Raw genomic sequence first — 17,717 nt, forward strand, 5'->3', positions numbered from 1 at the left:
ATCACCAGTGCAGTTCAATGTGGCAACTGTTGAAAAAGGTCCATCACTTTATGAATACCGTCAGCCCATTCCCCGGGGGAAAACATGGGCTGGCTAAAGTGTAGCGGTATTAGGATCAGTTATTTAGCTCAGACCTGATCTGACAGTTACCGGTTATTTATACAGGTGTCTGTCAGATTAAATCTGGTTCAGATTCTTTTCTGCCCAGACTCGTTTTCCATCAAGTAAAGTTGCCATCGGCGTACGCCCGCAGCACATTTTTCCCTGATGAGTTCGCTCATTATTGTAATGCCACAACCAGTTATCCAGATCTGCCTGCAGGCTTTCCAGGTCTCCGCATAACTTCTTGCGGAACGTAACCTGATAAAAATCCTGCAAAATGGTTTTATGGAAGCGCTCGCAGATGCCGTTCGTCTGCGGAGACATCGCCTTCGTTTTTGTATGGTCGATATCGTTGATAGCCAGATAAAGCTGATAATCATGCTGCTCCACCTTACCACAGTATTCTGTCCCCCTGTCGGTCAGTATTCTCAGCATCGGCAGCCCCTGGGATTCGTAGAACGGCAGTACGCGATCATTGAGCAGGTCGGCGGCGGTGATCGGCGTTTTACTCGTATACAGCTTGCAGTGGGCCACTTTCGAGTACGTATCCACGAACGTCTGCTGGTAGATACGGCCCACGCCCTTCAGGTTACCAACATAGAAGGTGTCCTGCGAGCCGAGATAACCCGGATGAGCTGTCTCGATTTCACCACAGGCTTCGTCGTCGTGGGCCTTTTTCTCCAGGGCAGCGATTTGAGCGTCGGTAAGCACGATGCCTTCTCTGGCGACCTTTTCCTCAAGCGCCCTCAGGCGTTTACGGAAGTTCTCCAGATCGTGTCGTTGCCAGATAGAGCGCACGCCGCTGCCGGAGATAAACACGCCTTTTTTACGCAGCTCATTGCTGGTCCGGTGCTGCCCGTGGGCCGGAAACTCAACGGCATATTCAACAACCGCGCGTTCAGTGGCTTCGTCGGCGCGGTTCTTCAGGTTGGGAACCCGACGGTTCTGGTTAACCAGCGCATCAATACCGCCTTCAGCAGCCAGTTCCTGATAACGGTAAAACGTGTCGCGTGACACGCCCATGATCTTGCAGGCTTTTGATACGTTGCCGAGTTCTTCGGCGAGATTGAGCAGGCCCGCTTTGTGTTTGATGATGGGATTGTTAGTATGATGCATGAGAGTTACCTCGTGTTTTGTATAAGGATTCGACACCCATATCAAAACCGGTAACTCTCAACCTTTCAAGGTCCAGTGTCAGATCAAGTCGCGACTAATACACCTTATATCCGGGATCATATTCGACGGTTTGGTCGGTATCATGTGGATATGGAAAATATGCCGCCATTACTTAACCCTAGGTCTGTAGCTGTAAGTGTATGATATAAGTAATGTTATGAGCGCTACGCCAACATTTTACACGTATTATGAACAGACCCGTTGAGTGTGGCCAGCGCTGCCGTATTGGCGCCACTTTTATCAATGGTCACCACCTCCGGTTCACCGTGGTGGCGGATGGCCTTGCGGAAAAAACGTAGTGCTGCCGCAGCATCCCGTTTAGCCGTCAGCAGAAAGTCGATGGTCTGACCATCAGTGTCAACTGCCCGGTACAGGTATTTCCACTCACCTTTAACTTTTATGCAGGTTTCATCCATCCGCCATCGACGACCCACTGTGCGTTTACATCTGCGAAACACCTTATCCAGCAATGGTACCAGGCGAATAACCCAGCGGTGAAGCGTGGAATGGTCGACGATAATGCCGCGCTCCGCCATCATATCTTCGAGATCACGCAGGCTTAGGGTATAAGCCAGATACCAGCGGACGCACTGGGCGATAATATCGGTGGGATAATGCAGGCGTCGGAAAGATTTTCGGATCAGAGACATGGTCAGGCAACATTACAAAAAAAACAGCATGTTACCTGACGGTACCTTAATGCGACAGAACCGTATGACTGGGTGTATCACGTCCTCAGCGACAGCGAATGGAGCGGCAGGCGTCAGATCCAGTCATCGGCGTCGGTAAACAGCATCTGTCTGCTGAAAAGTGCGCTGGATATCGGTTTTAATGATGACGGGACGCAGGTTATGCCGGTGCCGGCCAGAATTGGTGGACGCGCCGAAGGGCTGAATGCACTCCTGAAAAGCTGTGGCTGGGAGGCCGTCAGCAACGACGACCACTGGAAGCTGGTGACCATCAGCGCTGGATGAGCAGTAAAGAACGGGTCGCCAGCAGGCAACCCAGTAGTGTCAGTGGGTGATGCGCTGCAGGTCTTCTTCAGTCAGACCTGTCATGGCCATCACTGTATTGCGGTCGATGCCGCTCTGCAGCATCGTGCGGGCAATTTTCAGGGTCGCTTCGCGCTCACCTTTCTCAATGCCGCGCTGTTCGCCAAGCTGGATGCCCTTCTCGAGGCCCTTCTCGAGGCCTTTCTCGAGGCCTTTCTCCAGCCCTTTCTGTTCCAGTCGTTGTGCAATAGTCATTAAAATCTCCTCGTGTTGCGGTGACCGACGGGCCAGTTCCTGCAGGAATGCCTCGGGTCTGGCCGTGTCTCCCGTCTGCAGCATCCAGTTCATCAAAGTGACCAGCTGCTCATCGGTAGTGTAACCCGCAATCAGCAGGGTGACCAGATGTTCGGTCAGCTCAGCCAGGTCACGGGTCTGCGCGTGCTTGAGCATCAGTTCCAGCAGGGCCATCCGGCGGTGCTTCATGATTTCATCGTCATCGATGGCGCCAACATCGATGAGGGGAAAATCACCGGTATACAGTTTTCGTGCTGTTCCCGGGCTGGCAAACAGCTCTGTCCAGTTCAGCGTCCAGGGCCAGGGGCTGCCGCGTCCGTGGGAAAACAGCAGCGGAATAACCAGTGGCAGCTGCTCATGACCGGCGTCCAGGTGTTTCTGCATGGCGGCTATGGAATACCGCATGAGTCTGAACGCCATATGCCTGTCAGGACTGCTCTGGTGCTCAATGAGCGTATATATGTATCCCTCACCCTCGGCGGTTTTCAGGGAGTACAGCACGTCGGCAAAATAGGTTCGCAGGTTTTCCTCAATAAAAGAGCCTGACTCCAGCTGCAGGGTGGTCAGGTCGCACAACTGCAGCAGCTCTGCGGGCAGATGCAGGGCCAGAAAATCCCGGGCGGTATCCGTGTGGGTCAGGAAGGTTTTAAACAGCCCGTCATGGGGAACCGGTGACTTCCCACCCTTTCCTTTTCTGCCTGACATTCAGCGTCTCCGTTGGTTTAAGTGTGCTCATCTGGCAGTATTATACCGGAGCGGAGGTCCTGGTACCTTCTGTTTCACAGGGGGCCGTTCCGGGGTGGTTCGGTCCCCTCCACTGTTATTCTGGTCACCCCGGGCTGACCGCATCGTCACGCAGGCGCATGATGGTTTGTCGTGAGGTTCCAAACTGGCGGGCAACGGCGCTGATACTGGCCCCTGCCTTCAGTTGCTCAAGCGCGGTCTGTCGCTGTTCGTTATTCAGCGCCGGTGGCCGACCAAACCGTTTCCCGGCTGCTCTGGCCCTTGCAAGGCCTGAATGCGTGCGCTCAATCAGCAGGTCCTTCTCAAACTCAGCCACCGCCGAAATGACCTGCATGGTCATCTTGCCGGCCGCGCTGGTGAGGTCCACGCCGCCCAGCGCGAGGCAGTGTACGCGAATACCGGCCTTTGCCAGCTGCTCCACGGTCTTCCGCACGTCCATTGCGTTGCGGCCCAGCCGATCAAGTTTGGTCACTATCAGCACATCGCCATTTTCCATGCGGTCAAGTAACCGCGCAAAGCCGGGCCGTTCGCTGGCAGATACTGAACCACTGATTTGCTCTTCAATCAGGCGCTGGGATTTAACGGTAAAGCCAGCTGCTTCAATTTCCCTGCGCTGGTTTTCAGTGGTCTATTCCAATGTGGATACACGGCAGTAAGCAAAAACTCGTGACATGGCGTAACTTTGTGTACATCGGTTATGCCCGGGTTTCGACACAAGACAGCTTTCCCTGCTGGAGCATAGCTGCGGAGGTTGTCACCGGTAACACGCTGACGCTTGAGCTTAACCGGGGGCGCTATACACCGGTTTACTATCTCAATGATTTTGAAGAACGGCTTGAAAGCCAGCGCAGGATCAAAGCGATGATGGCTTTTATCAGAGGAATGTCGGAAAAAGATGTAAATAGCAATAATGCTAAGTTAGCTCTTGAGCTAACTTAGCATTATTGCTATTATTTCTTTCACGGAGGAGATAAATTGTTTAACGTAAAATTGCACGACAATGCCGGTGATGAACTGGAAGCTCTGCCCGCAGAAATAGCCGCCAAAATGGTGCGACTGCTGGAGAAGCTGGAAAAGAATCCCCGCTCCCTGAGAGAGCCACACTGTAAGCCTCTCGGTAACGGTCTGTTTGAAGTTCGCACAATGGGTGGCGATATAGCACGCGGTTTATGGGTATATCAGACCGGCCAGAATATTTTCGTGTTACGTATCTTCATCAAAAAAACACCTAAAACGCCACCTGCAGAAATCGATCTGGCGTGGCGCAGACTGGAGGACATGATCAATGGCACATAAAACTCTCGCGGAGATGAAAGCAAAGCTGATGCAGGGTGATGAATTTCGGGCAGCCTATGAGGCGGAAGTCCGGAAAGAGCGTCTCCAGGAACTGCTTGCCGAGTGGCGCAGCCATGCCGGATTAAACAGCGCAGATGTAGCAGCAAGAATGGGTATTGCCCCGTCAACGCTTTCACGCATGGAAAAAAATATCACCTCTGCCAGTGTCGAAAACCTGTCCCGGTACGCGCGGGCATGCGGCGTGAACACGGCTACGCTGTTTTTCAGTTAACAGCATTCAAAGATGCGCGATGCCTGAGAATATGCGCGCGTCTGAAAGCGAAAAGCAGCCTTCGGGCAGGTACACATAACCTGATAAAGATGACTGAAGGCCATAGTGATTTTCGTTACACATGAGCGTCGTAATCGAGATTCAGTACCATACGCAGCAAAGCGGCAACGGGTTCAAACAGGGATTCAGAGATCGCCTCGCCCGATTTAACGCTAAAAAATAGCTTGCGCGCCAACGCAATATTCTCCACCACAGGAACAGACTCCCTGATGGCGAGAGCAACAATATGTTCTGCCCTCGCCTCTACGCCTTTTTCGAGAACCGTTGGGATCGGCGTGTCTACAGGATCGTAGCCTAGGCAAATGGCGATATGCGTAGGGTTGCGAATAACGACCGCAGACTGCTTCACATTCTGCGCTAAACTGCCACTTTGCATTTCGCGTTGTACTTCACACCGACGTTTTTTAACCTGCGGATCACCTTCAAGATCTTTGGTCTCCTGTTTGACATCCTCCTTACTCATTCGCTGCTGTTTCATCGTATTGTGCGTCTGAAAGGCATAATCAACAACGCTCAGTACCACGTAAAACGTCAGCAATGCATACCATATCCAGCGGATCATAATCCTGAAAAGGGGGATCGCGCAGCTCGCATTACAGTATGGAAGTACCTCATAAATTGCCAAAAAATAGCGGAAAAGAGAGATAAAAATCAGACATAATGCGATGACTTTCAGACAGGATTTAAATAACTCCACTAGGCTGTGCACTGAAAAAATCTGTTTAAGATTGTTCACCGGATTAATTTTTTCGCCTTTGAAGCCGACCGCCTTTATGGCAAGCATAAATCCGACCTGTGCGACCAGGCTTGCAATGGTCGCCGCCGCCAGCATACCGCCAAACAGGGCAAAAAATTCGCCTCCGGCATGCACTAATACCTGCGTCAACAGACTGAAGGCATAGTCAAAGGGTTGATTGATCAGTCGTGAAGCCAGCAACATCAGCTCAGCAATCTGATGAAACACCTCATCAGCAAAAAAATGAAAAAAAGCCAGTATTGTCAGCAGCTGGATGCCGGAGGTTATCTCCAGACTTTTGATAACCTGTCCCTCCTGGCGGCTATCACGCTTTTTTTTCTCGGTAGGCTGCTCGGTTTTTTCACTCATGACTGGCTAACCACTGGCTCACATGGCGGTAAAGGGTTTCACTCTCAAGCTTATAGTGGTGGAAAGCGTATGGTAATGAGAGCATCAATAGCAAGAGCGCCAGCGCACTTTTCACCGGCATGGATAAGAAGAACACGTTGAGCTGCTGAGCGGACCGATTGACCAATCCGAGCGCTAGGTCCGCCAGCATCATACAGAGCACCGCGGGCAGAGAAAAGCTCAGACACAGCTGGTACAACACGCGCCACTGTGCCAGCAAAAAGTGTAAAAATGGTATGTTGAAAGCCAGCGCCTTGCCGGGAGGTAAATAGTGGTAAGAATCGTACAACGCCGTCAGGAGTTGACTGAATCCCCCGGTAATAATGAAAAGCGCACACAGAAACTGGCTAAACAGCAGGCCGAAAATCGACGTCTGTACCGACATCGCCGGGTTGAACACGATTCCTATTGTGGCACCGCGTAGGGTGTCAATCAGGAATCCCGCCATGTCGACGGCCCAGAAGGGGAGCGCGGCGCAAAACCCCAGCATCAAACCAATGACCAGTTCGCCTGGGATCACCCTCAGCCATGACCATCCTTGGTGAATCACCGATTGAGTATAAAAAAGCGGTAGTACCGGCAGCACTATCGCCAACAGCACCCCGTTGCGGATCAGCGTCGAGCCGAGATTACCGGTCTGCAACAGCGGGAAAAGCAGCGTTAGCCCAAGCGGTCTCATCATCGCCAGCGCCACAGTGACCAGCCCGTCACTGAGTGAGAGAGTCACCTGTGCATACCCGTCTGTAAAAACACCTGACGGGTATAGGCCAGAAGTAGCCCCCCCAGCCAGTGATAGGTCGCCATAATAACCAACGCCACGGCAAGCAACTTGATCATAAACTGCAGCGTCTGATCCTGAATCTGGGTGAGCGCCTGAAGGAGGCTCACCGCAATTCCGACGACCGATGCGATCAGCACCACCGGCAATGAGGTCATGAGCACCAGCCACAGCAGCTGTGTAACGTAATGGATTAGATTGGTATCCGTCATCTAAAGCTCTGTACCAGTTGAGAAAGGATCAGGTCCCAGCCGCCAGCTAACAGGAAAATCAATAATTTGAACGGTAAAGAGATGGTCATCGGTGACATCATCATCATCCCCATCGCCAACAGGACGTTGGATACCAGCAGATCGATGGCCAGAAACGGCAGATAGATAAGCAGACCAATGCGAAACGCCTGCGACAGCTGGCTGACGGTGAAGGCGGGCAGCAGGATCAACAGTGAATCCGGCTTAACGCGACGCCGGGCCTCTTCCGGCCATGTGCTGGCTATCAGATGACGAAAATAATGCGCCTCTTTTTCATCGGAATTTTTTTGCAGAAACTGACGGTAAGGACCAAGTGCGTGGCTGTCCCAGCCCTGTAACCAGGGTAAAGTCGCCTCTTCTTTCGCCGGATGCCACTCGGCTTTTACCGCCATCACCGTCGGTGCCATGATAAAGAGCGAGAGCACCAGCGCCAGGCCATAGAGCGCCATATTGGGCGGCACCTGCTGAATACCCAACGCATTACGTAAAATCGAAAACACCACCGCCAGCTTCAGAAACGAGGTCCCCATCACGATGGCAAGCGATAGCAGAGAGAGTAAAAACAGCAGCGTTATCAGCTGCCAAGGAGAGTCAGGTAAAGGCATTATCTGTCCTGTTTTTACGGCGATAAATCAATTATCGCTGCACCATACCGTGCTCCCTATCAGGTATTAACCGTATCCTCCCCAATGCTCTGAGCGTCAGACGGATGCACAAACCATTGGGTGACTCGCACCAGATAACTCTCCCCGCAGGCGATCAGTTCACCCTCTCCTATCACACGGCCATTGAGTCTTAGCTTCACGTCGGGTGAGAGCCTGGCTTCGGTCGCAATAAGGTCCCCTTCACGTAATGTCCGCAACGTGCCAAGGGCGATATCAATTTGTCCTACCTCTACCAGCAGCTTTTGCGGCAGGGCGTCCAGGTGATACGATAAGGGCGAGGCAGGACCCGCACGATCGCTGTCCTCGGCCAACAGGCTTTCCATATCATTGACCAACGCTTCAATTTTCACGTCTCCCCCCTCTTCGATTCGGATACGCGCTGCACTTCCGGTCGCCAGTAGTACAACCAATTCACCCTCGCGCGGACGGCCGAAAGGACTCATCCGCAACCCTGTTCCAGGGCCAATGCTTGCCAACTCGTGGATCGAGGCCTGACACCAGCCGGCGTAACAGTCGAACGCCACCGGCGGTAAGATACGCACTGGCCGGACGCCGGGGCCTACTTGTCGGGCAATGGCGCGAAACCAGGTGGTGGGCCAGCCAAACAGCACACAGCGGAACGCGTAGCCATCAATCTGCCAGGCAAATACCAGCGCAACGTACTGGCTAAGCATGCTACAACGGCGCGGTTCTCCCGGCCCGTTGTGTAATTTCGCGCCGCTTGCCTGCAACAGCGGCGATAGTCCCCATAGCGCAACTCCCGCCAGCAGTTGGGCGTCGACGTCTTGCTCTGAAGCGGTCCCTAGGATCCCTTCACACCACTGCTGCCAGTCGCTTTCAGCTAACCAGACGCCGCACGGCGTATCTTCGGCAGTGACTGAAAACAGTCTCCCCTGCGGGCTGTCGGTCCAGCGCTGCGCCGTAACATGCACGGCTCCAAGTTTCATCCCTTCGGTTTGCAACATTCCTACAAGGATGCTCTCTTCAGGAGAGAGTCGCGTCATACACCACCTCCAGCGCAACGTTGTGCCCGGCGGCCAGCAGCCCGGCGTTCAGCCAGCAGGAAAAGTGCTTCAGCTGGCGGCATAAATCGCGCTGGGGCACAAGCACCGTCAGAAAGGTTTTACCTTCCCGCGTTTCAATCTCGCAAATAAGCCCCGCCACGGATCCGCCCACCAGCCGGTAGCGTTGTTTTTGCTGTCTCAGCGCAGACTCTCCCGTTCTACGGTCGGGCACCATCTGCGCTATCAGTTGAATAAACCGGGTGGTTTCCGTTGGCTGCCGTTTGTCCGGTTCAGGCTGCCTGGCGTGCCAGAGGCAACCTTCAGTTCGGTTAACGTTCATCGCTCAGCAGGCTCCTTAGTTTTTCTTTTTTCTTCAGAACGCTCACCAACTCCCGCTGCAGCTCGCTAAGCTGCCCCTGTAGCCGTTTTTGCGCATCCGCAAGCAGGCGCTGCTGCTGCGCCAGGCCGTATTCCTCATGAAATAAATTATTCATAGCCTGTTTCTGCGCCATCAGTTCGCCCGAGGGCAACGTACCGGACCAGAGAAGGAGCTGATTGAGCGCCTGTATTAGGTCTTTACGACGGCTCTGGCACTGAAAACACAACTGTTCCGTTTGCTGAAGCTGCAGCGTTAACTCCGTCATTTGCCGTAGCAGGCGATGCTCGCGACGGTCCTTGATCCTGAGTAAACAATTCAGCATCAGATGTCCGTCAAATAACGCATTTGCGCCAGCAGTTCGTCGAGATTGCATGGTTCATTACTCTGTTGTTGCAGGAAGTGACAAATATCGAAATAGCGGTCTACCGCCCGGTCGGCCTGAGGATCTTCTCCGCGCACGAACTCACCTATCCGCACCAGAAGCTCCACGTCGCGATACACCGACAGCAACTGCCGGATCGCGTTCGCCAACGCCTGGTGTTCACCGCTGGCCACCATCGGCATCAAGCGGCTCAGGCTAGCTAACACGTCAATGGCTGGAAAGTGGGCCGCTTCTGCCAGGCGGCGTGACAATACGATGTGGCCGTCGAGTAACGACCTCACTTCATCGGCCAACGGTTCATTCATGTCGTCGCTTTCCACCAGTACGGTGTAAAACGCGGTAATGCTGCCGAGGATGCCCTTACCCGCCCGTTCGAGCAGTCGTGGTAGTGCCGCAAAAACGCTGGGAGGATAGCCGCCGGAAACCGCAACTTCGCCACCGGCGAGCGCTATCTCGCGGGCGGCGCGGGCGTAGCGGGTTAAGGAATCGGCAAACAGCAGAACTCGCTTGCCGCGATCGCGAAACGCTTCGGCGATGGTGGTCGCCACCCATAGCGCCCTCATGCGTTCAAGCGCGGGCCGGTCGGACGTTGAAACCACCATTACGCAGCGCCGTCGGGTCGCTTCACCCAGCGTTTTCTCAATTAACTCAATCACTTCTCGACCACGCTCACCGATAAGCACCAGAACGTTGATGTCGCTATCCGGGCTGCGGCACAGCATCGACATCAGGGTGCTTTTCCCCACCCCCGCCGCCGCAAAAATCCCCATGCGCTGTCCTTCACCACAGGTCAAAAGACCGTCGATGGCGCGGATCCCGGTAAGCATCGGCTTCTCAATCAGCTGGCGCAGTAGCGGCGAAGGTGGCGGTGCATCATAATCTCGCCAGGGCCCCTGCGGGGCGGGGCCGTCATCAATAGGTAATCCCATACCGTCCAGCACTCGGCCTAAGAGATCTTCCCCAACTGGAACACGATGTCGCCGCCCCAAGGATCGCACCTGCTGTCCACAATACAGGCCTCCGGTACTGGCAAAAGGTGAAAGCTGCGCCGTTGCGCCGTCGATACCAACGACCTCCGCCAGCGCACCTTCTGGCAACAGGCAACACACCTCTCCCATAAAAACGCCTGGCAGATACGCTTTGAGCAGCGTCGCACCAACGTGCAATAAACGCCCAGTTTTTAGATAACCTTTTGGTACGTCCCGCAGTGGCGTCAGAGATTTTTCAATGGCGGCCAGCACCTCGGCTTTAATCATCGTCACCGGCAAGCTCCTGTGGTGTGAGATCGATACTGTACACAACCTGTACCGCACAGTTTTCTCCCAGCTCCTGCCAGGAGAGTACGGGAACATTAAACAGCCTCGTTTCCGTTATTTTGCGCAGAAAGCGGCGAGTATCGATCGAGGTCACAATGTTCAATTCACCGTGCTCTGCTAGTGCCTCCTGAATTAAGCTCAGAATGCGCGAACTTTGCCCAAGGCTCAGGGCCGCATAGGTCCCCATCGAGGTCTGACGGACAGACTCGCGGATCAGGTTTTCGATTCCTTCCCCCACGCGCAGGACGCGCAGCGCCTCACCGTTCGGCTGCAGCCGGTGCAAAATATGCCGACGCAGCGCCATGCGCACATATTCGGTCAGCATCAGTACATCTTTCTCACGCGGCGCCCATTCAATCAGGGTGCCAAAGACAGTGCGTAAATCGCGGATCGAAATACTTTCAGCCACCAGCCTCTGAAGGGTTTCCGTAATCTTGCTTATCGGCAGCTGCCGCTGCAGCTCTTTAACCAGCTCCGAATAGCGCTTCTCCATGGCATCCATCAGATATCGTGCCTCCTGCACGCCGATAAACTCTGCCATGTGACGCAACAGGACCTGGCGGAGCAATGCCGTGATGCGTTGATTACCCTCGGCAATCGCGAGCCCCATGCTCTGCGCTTTTTTTCCGGCCTCTGCTGTCAGCCAGCAGATACTTCCCATCCCGTCCGGCAGCGGTTGTACTTCGTACCCCAGCTGTTTATCAGGCTCCAGCAGCAGGTATGCGTTCTCGGGGATGGCGAATGAAAAGACCGGCTCCTGGTAGATCAGCACCGACATCCCCTGCACGTAGTCCCGGCAATCTGGCCTGATAGTGATTTCCGGCAGCGGTACACCGTACTCTTCGAAAAGCCTCCAACGTAAGGCATCAATATCCCGGGCCAGCGTGCCGGTATTGAGCGATGGCATTACGTGCAGCGTTAACGGCCTGGCACCAGGCTGCATTCGGTCTTCACTCATCTCTCCCGTCTGCGGTATATCGTGTTGTGTGTGCCTAGAGCGACGCCAGAATAAAAAGAACGGCAGCGAGGTGAACGCCGCCAAGACAAAAAAGTCCAGGAAGGGAAAACCGGGGATCAGGGCGAATAAAATCAGGACCGCGGCCGTCAACATCAGCGCCTGCGGCTGTCGACCAAGCTGGGTGGTTAATTCGCTGGCAAGATTCTGTTTCTTCTCCCCTGGCACGCGGGTGACGATAATTCCGGCGCTCAGTGAGATAAGCAGCGAAGGGATCTGCCCGCACAGCCCATCGCCAATCGATAAAACGCTGTAGGTTTGTATCGCATCACCCAGCGGCATGTCGTACTGCACCACGGCGATGATGATGCCACCGATTATATTGACCAGAACCACAATAATTCCGGCGATCGCATCGCCTTTTACAAACTTCATGGCGCCATCCATGGCACCAAGAAAGCGGCTCTCCTGCTGAACCTGCTGGCGAAGGTGCCGCGCCTGAACCGTGTCAATCCCCCCTGCCCGCAGATCGCCATCAATGCTCATCTGTTTTCCAGGCATACCGTCGAGCGAGAAGCGGGCGCTGACTTCGGCTACGCGCTCGGTCCCTTTCGTGATGACGATAAACTGGATGATGGTGATTATCATAAAAATAACCAGCCCCACCGTCAGGTTGCCCCCCACCACAAAGTGGCCGAAGGCGTCCACGATGTTGCCCGCATCGTGCTGCAGCAAAACCAATCGCGAAGTGCTGATGGTCAATGACAGTCGGTACAGCGTGGTAATCAGCAGCAAAGAAGGGAAAACCGACAGATCCAGCGGGTCATTGATGTAGATGGCAATCAGCAGCAAAATGACCGAAAACGCGATGTTAACAGTGATCAGGATATCCACCATGAACGTCGGTAACGGCAGGATCATCATCACGATGGCAATCAGCAGCACCAAGGCCAAAATAATGTCCTGACGCCCGGCGCAGGCGGCGAGCGCCTTCTGTAGACCTTGCATACTCATGCTTTTCATCATTGAGATTTGCATAGCGACTCCAGAAAAGCTTGCTGCCGGCGATGCACCCGCAGCCACAGTTCCGCCGCGCTATCGACAGCCGGACAACAGCTCATCGCAAGGGAATCACGCAGCTGAAAAATACGCTGCGGAATACCGGCAAAGTCAGCGGGCTTCCAGCGCTGAAGCGCCAGTAACAGCAGGTTGTCATCATAGGGAGCGAGCGGCATACACTGGCTAATGTGGAGTCGGTCATCCTGCCAGCTAAGCCAGGTTTGAAACCTCTCACCCTGCCAGTACATCCCGGCGGCGGCTGGGCGCGCGGGCAGTTCGGCTAGCTGTATAAACAGTAGAATATTAAGCTCTGTCACTCGGTCTAACGCCATTCGACCTCCCGCTTGCGTAGCGGCTACAGTGTTCCAGATAAGGCGCGCGCAGGTAATCAGGTGATAGCCCGATCTCCCTTCATACCGCGCAATACGGCGAGAATTTGTTCACGCTGATCTTCATCGTTAAAACAGGCTTCGGGCATCAGCGAGAACAGCGCATCCAGATGCTGTAAAAGTCGGTTGTATAAACGCACAGACGCGGCCCGCTGCGCCAGCCGTGGCGCAAGCCATTCATCAAACAGCCAGCTTTCATTGGTCATCTCGATAAGAAACGGAAGCAGCGTTCCTGAAGCCATCTCGCACGCGGATTCGATTCGCAAGCACTCCTGCTCAAGCCCTAAAAATACCAATAAGCGGCGAAGACGTACCAGCACCCCCGCCAGCCGCTGTTGTTGGGAGCCGACCACGCAGGCGGAAAGCTCAAAGGCCATCATGCGCAGCAGTACCTTCAGCCGCTGGCGACGGTCCGGCCAGTTCATGATGCGCTGAAACCACTCGGCTAATGAGGTAACCTCCTCGTCCATTGCCTGCTGGAATAGACGATTGATTTGCGCCAGCGCGCCTTTGCTCACTTGTCCCAGCTCCAGCATGCCAAACAGCGATATCTCCCAACCCTGCTCGCTCATCAGTTCAGCCAGCTTCTCGCTTAGCGCTTTACGTCTTTTGCTGTTTGGTTTTTCAGCGAGTAGTAACACTGCAACGCCCAACAGCTGTTGACCAAGGGATGAACCGGAATGTGGTTGCGTCAGTTGAGTGGGAATACCGTCCGCCTGCTCTTGCATCCGCTGTACCATCCGCAACAAGGCCTGCTGCCGTTGCTCCAGCCGCTCTTTGAGATCTGCTTGCTGCAAATCTTTGAACCGTCCGCTCAGCGCCATCCCCATGTCTTCGAGCGTTGCTATAAGCGCGCTGCCGGAGGTTTCTTCAAGCTCAATAAGCGCCTGCGTCATCGGTGATGGTGCATCTTCCACCTGCACCTGCGGTTCCCGCAGGCTGGCGTCATGATTCTTTAGCGCGGCCGTCTCAGAGACTCTCATCCTGCTCTCCTGTCTCTGAGCAACCTGGACGCAGCCATTGTAATAATTGTTGAAAATGGCCTTCAAGCGAGAACGCCACCGACAGCTGTGACGACGATAAAACCACACTGTCCCGGGGTAGCTCAGGGGCCGCAAGCAGCACAAAGCGCGAGCCGAACGCCTCCCGCATGCTCTGCTGAAGGTCAGGATGGCACTGCAGGGTCAACACCCCCTCATTCGCCATCTGTTCTGCCTGCAACGCGAGCCGGGCGCACAGCGTTTTGTCCGGGGGTTGCTGTTCAAACCAGACGCTTAATACCTGCTCTATGCAGTGATGGATGCGACCCGATACCGCGCTGACCAGCGCCCGCTCCTGGGCTTCATCCCCCAACAGGCGGATGACATGCTTTCGCAGCCAGCGGACTTCCAGGCGCCTGAGCGTATCGCGTTGCGATACGCGGGACTCACGCTGTCTGGAGGCCTCCAGGCAGCGGCAGTTTTTCTTCGCTTGCCGAATGAGGCCCTCGGCTTTCCGCCGGGCCGCATTGACTATCCCTTTTGCCTCAAAGTCCGCACGACGTACGCAGGCGGCCTGTTGCAGCAGCGCCGTTAACTGTACTGCCGGGATAATGCGCCCACCCGGCAGTGGCGCGGCAAGTTCAATCAGCGGAAGTCGACACATAGCGTTCGCTCCAGTAAATTCATCGCCAGCGGCGGTATCGGCAACCATAACGCACGTTCACAGGGCGCAAGCGTAATCAGCAGCGCATGCAGCACAGGATCGTTTTGTGCGGCGCGGGTCAGTACGGCAGTGCCCAACTGCAATGCAATTTCAACCGTCTGTGTCGGCGAAAACAGGGCACTGTGGTTTCCCTGGCAAAGTCCGAACAGTTGCCAGATAAGCCCGTCATCAAGCAGGTGTAATAGCTCCCGCCGGTAGTCCGGCAGCAGAAAATAGTCGTTGCAGCCGAGTACCAGCAGCCCCGTGGCCAGCGCAAAGGCCTGAAGACGAGGAGCAAGCTGAACCATGCGCTGCTGCCGGAGGCTAAGCGTGACAGGAAGACGCGGCGTTCCTCTGCGTACCTGCAGTGCCTGATTCAGACACCGGTCGAGCGGTGGGTTGGCTCCGTAGCGCCACTTCGCCGCAGGAGCAAAGCCAAGCAGTGTCAGCCAACGAGGGTGGGCGTAGCGCGCGGGTGTCCACAGATAACGATGCATCCGTAACAGGGCTTCATCGGGGATCCGGGTGGCTAGCCTCTTTTGCGCCAGACTATCAGCATCAGCGAAATCAGCAGCAGCATTGCCAGCAGCAGTGGGGGGAGCAAAGCCCAACGATGTAGATTTATCCACGCGATTGCCCTCCACGGGGTGGCCGTTGGCGCGTTAGCCATGCTCTGCATACGAAACTCGGCTGGCTGCATCAGAATGCCGATATGCTCTTTCTGCACGCTAGGGATAGACTTTTCAACTAGGTTGCTTATCTGCACCCGGAAAGCTTCAAGATTGACCTGCGGTGAATACTTGATAAATACCGCCACGGAAGCCGCTCCAACGGCCCCGTCGTCGTTGGCACTGCCATAAGCAATGGTCACGTCGGCGTGGATCACCCCGTCCATCTGACTCAGCATCCGCTCAATTCTCTGCTCGTTGAGAAAAACAATTTTTTGCTGCTCCTCAGCGGGCGATACCACCAGTTGATTCGGGGGGAACATGGTTTCCGCAGAAACGTAACTGTGTCGTGGAAAACCGTTCAGGCGCAACAGTTCTACGGCGTTAATAAACTGCGATTGTTCCACCCGTAGCGTTACGCCCCCGGCCTCGGGCTGCTTATCGGCATCGATATGGTTCTGCATCAGGATCGCCAGCATCTGATTGGCATCATCCTCGGGCAGTGCGCTGTAGAGCTCAACGCGGCAGCCTGTTAGCAGTAACGCCAGCCCGAGGATCAGAGCCAGACGCAGAAATTTCATGTCATATTGACCAGTTTGTTGACCGACTGAGAAACTGCACCGACCACCTTAGCGCCCAAGTCCACGCCTACGGTAGCCCCAAGCGTCGTGGCCTGCTGCACAAGCATCTGATAGGGGGCCAGACTGCCTACATCCCCCTGCGGCGTACCGGCAAAGAGTAATTTATTGAAGGCGGTAATTTGCTCGCCATCCGGCGCGGGTACGGCGGTTGCCGATGGCGCTGCGGCCATGGTGGCAACGTCCATCGCGGTTACGCTGTTAATCGCACTCATTAGTCACTCCTGTTAAGCTTATTTAAGCCAGTTTTTCACTGTTTCAGCTTCTGGAAGGGCAACGTCTGCAAGCGCCTGGCGCGCCAGGACGGATTCGTTCAAACCGGCCAGCAGCACCGCGCGGCATAACGCCTGCAGGCTGGTGTTCTCAACCAGCAAAGGCAACGCTGGCAGAATGGCACGGACTTGTCGTTGCAGACCGTGGTTTATTCCGGCAAAGGCCGCCTCGGCCATCAGCCGCCTCTCCTTCTCCGTCAGCATCATATTTTGGTGATAATGCCACTGAGCATATCTTTGATAGTTTTGATCATCGCACTCTCGTAGTTAATAAAAGTGGAGTACTGCTGTACGGCAAACTGGGCTTTGAGCATGGCCTCCGGATTTGAGATGTCCTCGCTGTTCATTTTGCCCTCAATCGCCTGTCCGGACTGATGCGCCAAGCGCGATAAGCTGTCAACAAGCTGCTCAACGTTCATTGCCACCTCCGATTACGCGAGCCGTTACGGTTTCAATTATGACCGCCGTGGTGCGGTTACCTATCAGGTGATGACCTGAAAGTGACGACAGGTTGTGCCGGGTTGTCCGTTGGCGGAAACAGACGAGCCAGCAGGCGGAAAAAGGGTACGCTCACCTGCTGTCCGGTTACCGGACAGCCTGCTGCCCCGAAGCGCAAAAATGCCAGCGTTCCCCAGGCGGCATTGCTCACCGGGCGGAAGATCGGGAAGCTCAGGCCGACGGAGGTCATCATAAACGGCTGACCGACAACCGCTGCCGTAAGTAACGCACGTGATCCCAGAGACACCATTCCGGCGATACTCTGGCTCTTGCTCACGTCATAAAAAAGGTGCGCAATGAGGTACACCGCGTTGGCGATGCTGTCGTGCCCCATCGGCAAGCCATGCTTGCAGTGATAAATCAGGCAGGCAATATCGGCAATAGCGATGGCCAAGCCAAATCCGGCGAGCAGCAGCAGCGGTGCCGAGCTACCGCTGAATACCTCCAGCACGATCCCCGCACCACAGCACAAAATCTGCCCTCCCAACACCATGCTCTGCCAGCTGAAAAGGCCTGCAGGGATCATGTTTGCCGCCCGTTCAGTCATTCTGGCGAGCATACTCTTCTGCCCCTGCTTGCAGGTGTCTTCAGCTTCCTTATTCGCGGCATCATGCTGCGGTGCGGGTAAAACCGGAACCGTCAACCCCTCGACCATCTCCCGCACCATCTGCTGCACTTCAGCACTAACCGCCACTCCATAA

24 protein-coding genes and 3 pseudogenes are annotated in these 17,717 nt (G+C 54.9%); 5 read left to right on the plus strand and 22 right to left on the minus strand.

Annotation, left to right across the window (positions count from 1 at the left end; translation table 11 throughout):
• Positions 1-104, plus strand: a 104-nt coding sequence (locus F7Q90_RS27095) for a hypothetical protein (protein WP_249042808.1), incomplete at its 5' end; no start/stop codon positions are given.
• A 73-nt stretch (positions 105-177) separates the two neighbouring features.
• On the opposite strand, the gene F7Q90_RS07720 is transcribed toward F7Q90_RS27095, so the two are convergent.
• Both F7Q90_RS07720 and F7Q90_RS07725 read right to left on the minus strand, forming a co-directional pair.
• The gene (locus tag F7Q90_RS07720; protein WP_006122133.1) at positions 178-1,218 is read right to left on the minus strand and encodes an IS481 family transposase; all 1,041 of its coding nucleotides are present in this window, start codon (positions 1,216-1,218) and stop codon (positions 178-180) included.
• Between the two features lie 260 nt (positions 1,219-1,478).
• A pseudogene (locus F7Q90_RS07725) lies at positions 1,479-1,928 on the minus strand (IS6 family transposase); the annotation flags it as partial.
• 72 nt (positions 1,929-2,000) lie between these two features.
• On the opposite strand from F7Q90_RS07725, the gene F7Q90_RS07730 reads away from it, so the two are divergent.
• A complete protein-coding gene (locus F7Q90_RS07730; RefSeq protein ID WP_006122137.1) occupies positions 2,001-2,252 on the plus strand; it encodes a hypothetical protein in 252 nt (83 codons plus the stop codon).
• A gap of 39 nt (positions 2,253-2,291) precedes the next feature.
• Here the strand turns inward: F7Q90_RS07730 and F7Q90_RS07735 are convergent, their stop codons facing one another.
• Both F7Q90_RS07735 and F7Q90_RS07740 read right to left on the minus strand, forming a co-directional pair.
• Positions 2,292-3,269 carry an Rpn family recombination-promoting nuclease/putative transposase gene (locus F7Q90_RS07735; protein WP_006122138.1) on the minus strand — a complete coding sequence of 326 codons (978 nt, stop codon included), beginning with the start codon at positions 3,267-3,269 and terminating at the stop codon, positions 2,292-2,294.
• A gap of 124 nt (positions 3,270-3,393) precedes the next feature.
• Positions 3,394-3,981 (minus strand): annotated as a pseudogene (locus F7Q90_RS07740) (recombinase family protein).
• A 65-nt stretch (positions 3,982-4,046) separates the two neighbouring features.
• Here F7Q90_RS07740 and F7Q90_RS07745 point away from each other — a divergent pair.
• The 3 genes and pseudogenes from F7Q90_RS07745 to F7Q90_RS07755 all read left to right on the plus strand — a co-directional run.
• A pseudogene (locus F7Q90_RS07745) lies at positions 4,047-4,247 on the plus strand (hypothetical protein); the annotation flags it as partial.
• Between the two features lie 36 nt (positions 4,248-4,283).
• Complete coding sequence (locus tag F7Q90_RS07750; RefSeq protein ID WP_006122142.1) at positions 4,284-4,604, plus strand: type II toxin-antitoxin system RelE/ParE family toxin; 321 nt, start codon at positions 4,284-4,286, stop codon at positions 4,602-4,604.
• Positions 4,594-4,875, plus strand: coding sequence for a helix-turn-helix domain-containing protein (locus F7Q90_RS07755; RefSeq protein WP_006122144.1), 282 nt, complete (start codon positions 4,594-4,596; stop codon positions 4,873-4,875). Before F7Q90_RS07750 ends, F7Q90_RS07755 begins: the two co-directional genes overlap by 11 nt.
• A 115-nt stretch (positions 4,876-4,990) precedes the next feature.
• On the opposite strand, the gene F7Q90_RS07760 is transcribed toward F7Q90_RS07755, so the two are convergent.
• The 18 genes from F7Q90_RS07760 to F7Q90_RS07845 are packed head-to-tail and all read right to left on the minus strand — an operon-like array spanning position 4,991 to position 17,710.
• Entirely contained in the window at positions 4,991-6,040 is a 1,050-nt protein-coding gene (locus F7Q90_RS07760) for an EscU/YscU/HrcU family type III secretion system export apparatus switch protein (RefSeq protein WP_006122145.1), read from the minus strand.
• A complete protein-coding gene (locus F7Q90_RS07765; protein ID WP_006122146.1) occupies positions 6,033-6,806 on the minus strand; it encodes an EscT/YscT/HrcT family type III secretion system export apparatus protein in 774 nt (257 codons plus the stop codon). The genes F7Q90_RS07760 and F7Q90_RS07765 overlap by 8 nt, the downstream gene beginning before the upstream one ends.
• On the minus strand, positions 6,803-7,069 hold the full coding sequence (locus F7Q90_RS07770; protein WP_006122147.1) for an EscS/YscS/HrcS family type III secretion system export apparatus protein: 267 nt from the start codon (positions 7,067-7,069) through the stop codon (positions 6,803-6,805). The genes F7Q90_RS07765 and F7Q90_RS07770 overlap by 4 nt, the downstream gene beginning before the upstream one ends.
• On the minus strand, positions 7,066-7,713 hold the full coding sequence (gene sctR / locus F7Q90_RS07775) for a type III secretion system export apparatus subunit SctR (RefSeq protein ID WP_006122148.1): 648 nt from the start codon (positions 7,711-7,713) through the stop codon (positions 7,066-7,068). Before sctR ends, F7Q90_RS07770 begins: the two co-directional genes overlap by 4 nt.
• A 59-nt stretch (positions 7,714-7,772) precedes the next feature.
• Positions 7,773-8,777 carry a YscQ/HrcQ family type III secretion apparatus protein gene (locus F7Q90_RS07780; protein WP_006122149.1) on the minus strand — a complete coding sequence of 335 codons (1,005 nt, stop codon included), beginning with the start codon at positions 8,775-8,777 and terminating at the stop codon, positions 7,773-7,775.
• Positions 8,758-9,117, minus strand: a complete 360-nt coding sequence (locus tag F7Q90_RS07785) for a hypothetical protein (protein WP_006122150.1) — start codon at positions 9,115-9,117, stop codon at positions 8,758-8,760. The genes F7Q90_RS07780 and F7Q90_RS07785 overlap by 20 nt, the downstream gene beginning before the upstream one ends.
• Entirely contained in the window at positions 9,107-9,478 is a 372-nt protein-coding gene (locus tag F7Q90_RS07790; protein WP_006122151.1) for a hypothetical protein, read from the minus strand. The genes F7Q90_RS07785 and F7Q90_RS07790 overlap by 11 nt, the downstream gene beginning before the upstream one ends.
• Positions 9,478-10,791: an EscN/YscN/HrcN family type III secretion system ATPase gene (locus F7Q90_RS07795; RefSeq protein WP_377776147.1), complete on the minus strand. Its 1,314-nt coding sequence runs from the start codon at positions 10,789-10,791 to the stop codon at positions 9,478-9,480. Before F7Q90_RS07795 ends, F7Q90_RS07790 begins: the two co-directional genes overlap by 1 nt.
• Positions 10,787-12,832: an EscV/YscV/HrcV family type III secretion system export apparatus protein gene (locus F7Q90_RS07800; RefSeq protein ID WP_044243299.1), complete on the minus strand. Its 2,046-nt coding sequence runs from the start codon at positions 12,830-12,832 to the stop codon at positions 10,787-10,789. The genes F7Q90_RS07795 and F7Q90_RS07800 overlap by 5 nt, the downstream gene beginning before the upstream one ends.
• Entirely contained in the window at positions 12,832-13,200 is a 369-nt protein-coding gene (locus F7Q90_RS07805; RefSeq protein ID WP_044243244.1) for a type III secretion system protein SsaM, read from the minus strand. Before F7Q90_RS07805 ends, F7Q90_RS07800 begins: the two co-directional genes overlap by 1 nt.
• Before the next feature lie 56 nt (positions 13,201-13,256).
• A complete protein-coding gene (locus F7Q90_RS07810) occupies positions 13,257-14,240 on the minus strand; it encodes a TyeA family type III secretion system gatekeeper subunit (protein WP_006122156.1) in 984 nt (327 codons plus the stop codon).
• Positions 14,227-14,901 (minus strand): type III secretion system stator protein SctL, encoded by a 675-nt coding sequence (gene sctL / locus F7Q90_RS07815; protein WP_006122157.1) that lies wholly within the window; start codon positions 14,899-14,901, stop codon positions 14,227-14,229. Before sctL ends, F7Q90_RS07810 begins: the two co-directional genes overlap by 14 nt.
• Complete coding sequence (locus F7Q90_RS07820; protein ID WP_241210088.1) at positions 14,883-15,569, minus strand: type III secretion system domain-containing protein; 687 nt, start codon at positions 15,567-15,569, stop codon at positions 14,883-14,885. The genes sctL and F7Q90_RS07820 overlap by 19 nt, the downstream gene beginning before the upstream one ends.
• Positions 15,470-16,189, minus strand: a complete 720-nt coding sequence (gene ssaJ, locus F7Q90_RS07825; protein ID WP_006122159.1) for an EscJ/YscJ/HrcJ family type III secretion inner membrane ring protein SsaJ — start codon at positions 16,187-16,189, stop codon at positions 15,470-15,472. Before ssaJ ends, F7Q90_RS07820 begins: the two co-directional genes overlap by 100 nt.
• Positions 16,186-16,461: a type III secretion system inner rod subunit SctI gene (sctI, locus tag F7Q90_RS07830; protein WP_006122160.1), complete on the minus strand. Its 276-nt coding sequence runs from the start codon at positions 16,459-16,461 to the stop codon at positions 16,186-16,188. Before sctI ends, ssaJ begins: the two co-directional genes overlap by 4 nt.
• A gap of 18 nt (positions 16,462-16,479) precedes the next feature.
• Positions 16,480-16,695 (minus strand): EscG/YscG/SsaH family type III secretion system needle protein co-chaperone, encoded by a 216-nt coding sequence (locus F7Q90_RS07835; protein ID WP_006122161.1) that lies wholly within the window; start codon positions 16,693-16,695, stop codon positions 16,480-16,482.
• Between the two features lie 26 nt (positions 16,696-16,721).
• On the minus strand, positions 16,722-16,937 hold the full coding sequence (sctF, locus tag F7Q90_RS07840) for a type III secretion system needle filament subunit SctF (protein WP_006122162.1): 216 nt from the start codon (positions 16,935-16,937) through the stop codon (positions 16,722-16,724).
• A gap of 56 nt (positions 16,938-16,993) precedes the next feature.
• Complete coding sequence (locus F7Q90_RS07845; protein WP_006122163.1) at positions 16,994-17,710, minus strand: hypothetical protein; 717 nt, start codon at positions 17,708-17,710, stop codon at positions 16,994-16,996.
• Positions 17,711-17,717 lie beyond the last annotated feature (7 nt).

The sequence above is a fragment of the Pantoea stewartii subsp. stewartii genome, from assembly GCF_008801695.1.
Taxonomy (GTDB): domain Bacteria; phylum Pseudomonadota; class Gammaproteobacteria; order Enterobacterales; family Enterobacteriaceae; genus Pantoea; species Pantoea stewartii.

Excerpts from the sequence above, each read along its gene's own strand:
- F7Q90_RS07790 (WP_006122151.1), bottom strand. The coding sequence starts at position 9,478 with ATGCTGAATTGTTTACTCAGGATCAAGGACCGTCGCGAGCATCGCCTG.
- F7Q90_RS07785 (WP_006122150.1), bottom strand. The coding sequence starts at position 9,117 with ATGAACGTTAACCGAACTGAAGGTTGCCTCTGGCACGCCAGGCAGCCT.
- F7Q90_RS07770 (WP_006122147.1), bottom strand. The coding sequence starts at position 7,069 with ATGACGGATACCAATCTAATCCATTACGTTACACAGCTGCTGTGGCTG.
- sctL (WP_006122157.1), bottom strand. The coding sequence starts at position 14,901 with ATGTGTCGACTTCCGCTGATTGAACTTGCCGCGCCACTGCCGGGTGGG.
- F7Q90_RS07755 (WP_006122144.1), top strand. The coding sequence starts at position 4,594 with ATGGCACATAAAACTCTCGCGGAGATGAAAGCAAAGCTGATGCAGGGT.
- sctI (WP_006122160.1), bottom strand. The coding sequence starts at position 16,461 with ATGAGTGCGATTAACAGCGTAACCGCGATGGACGTTGCCACCATGGCC.
- ssaJ (WP_006122159.1), bottom strand. The coding sequence starts at position 16,189 with ATGAAATTTCTGCGTCTGGCTCTGATCCTCGGGCTGGCGTTACTGCTA.
- sctF (WP_006122162.1), bottom strand. The coding sequence starts at position 16,937 with ATGAACGTTGAGCAGCTTGTTGACAGCTTATCGCGCTTGGCGCATCAG.
- F7Q90_RS07805 (WP_044243244.1), bottom strand. The coding sequence starts at position 13,200 with ATGGCGTTAGACCGAGTGACAGAGCTTAATATTCTACTGTTTATACAG.
- F7Q90_RS07835 (WP_006122161.1), bottom strand. The coding sequence starts at position 16,695 with ATGGCCGAGGCGGCCTTTGCCGGAATAAACCACGGTCTGCAACGACAA.
- F7Q90_RS07780 (WP_006122149.1), bottom strand. The coding sequence starts at position 8,777 with ATGACGCGACTCTCTCCTGAAGAGAGCATCCTTGTAGGAATGTTGCAA.
- F7Q90_RS07800 (WP_044243299.1), bottom strand. The coding sequence starts at position 12,832 with ATGAAAAGCATGAGTATGCAAGGTCTACAGAAGGCGCTCGCCGCCTGC.
- F7Q90_RS07760 (WP_006122145.1), bottom strand. The coding sequence starts at position 6,040 with ATGAGTGAAAAAACCGAGCAGCCTACCGAGAAAAAAAAGCGTGATAGC.
- F7Q90_RS07810 (WP_006122156.1), bottom strand. The coding sequence starts at position 14,240 with ATGAGAGTCTCTGAGACGGCCGCGCTAAAGAATCATGACGCCAGCCTG.
- F7Q90_RS07735 (WP_006122138.1), bottom strand. The coding sequence starts at position 3,269 with ATGTCAGGCAGAAAAGGAAAGGGTGGGAAGTCACCGGTTCCCCATGAC.
- sctR (WP_006122148.1), bottom strand. The coding sequence starts at position 7,713 with ATGCCTTTACCTGACTCTCCTTGGCAGCTGATAACGCTGCTGTTTTTA.
- F7Q90_RS07720 (WP_006122133.1), bottom strand. The coding sequence starts at position 1,218 with ATGCATCATACTAACAATCCCATCATCAAACACAAAGCGGGCCTGCTC.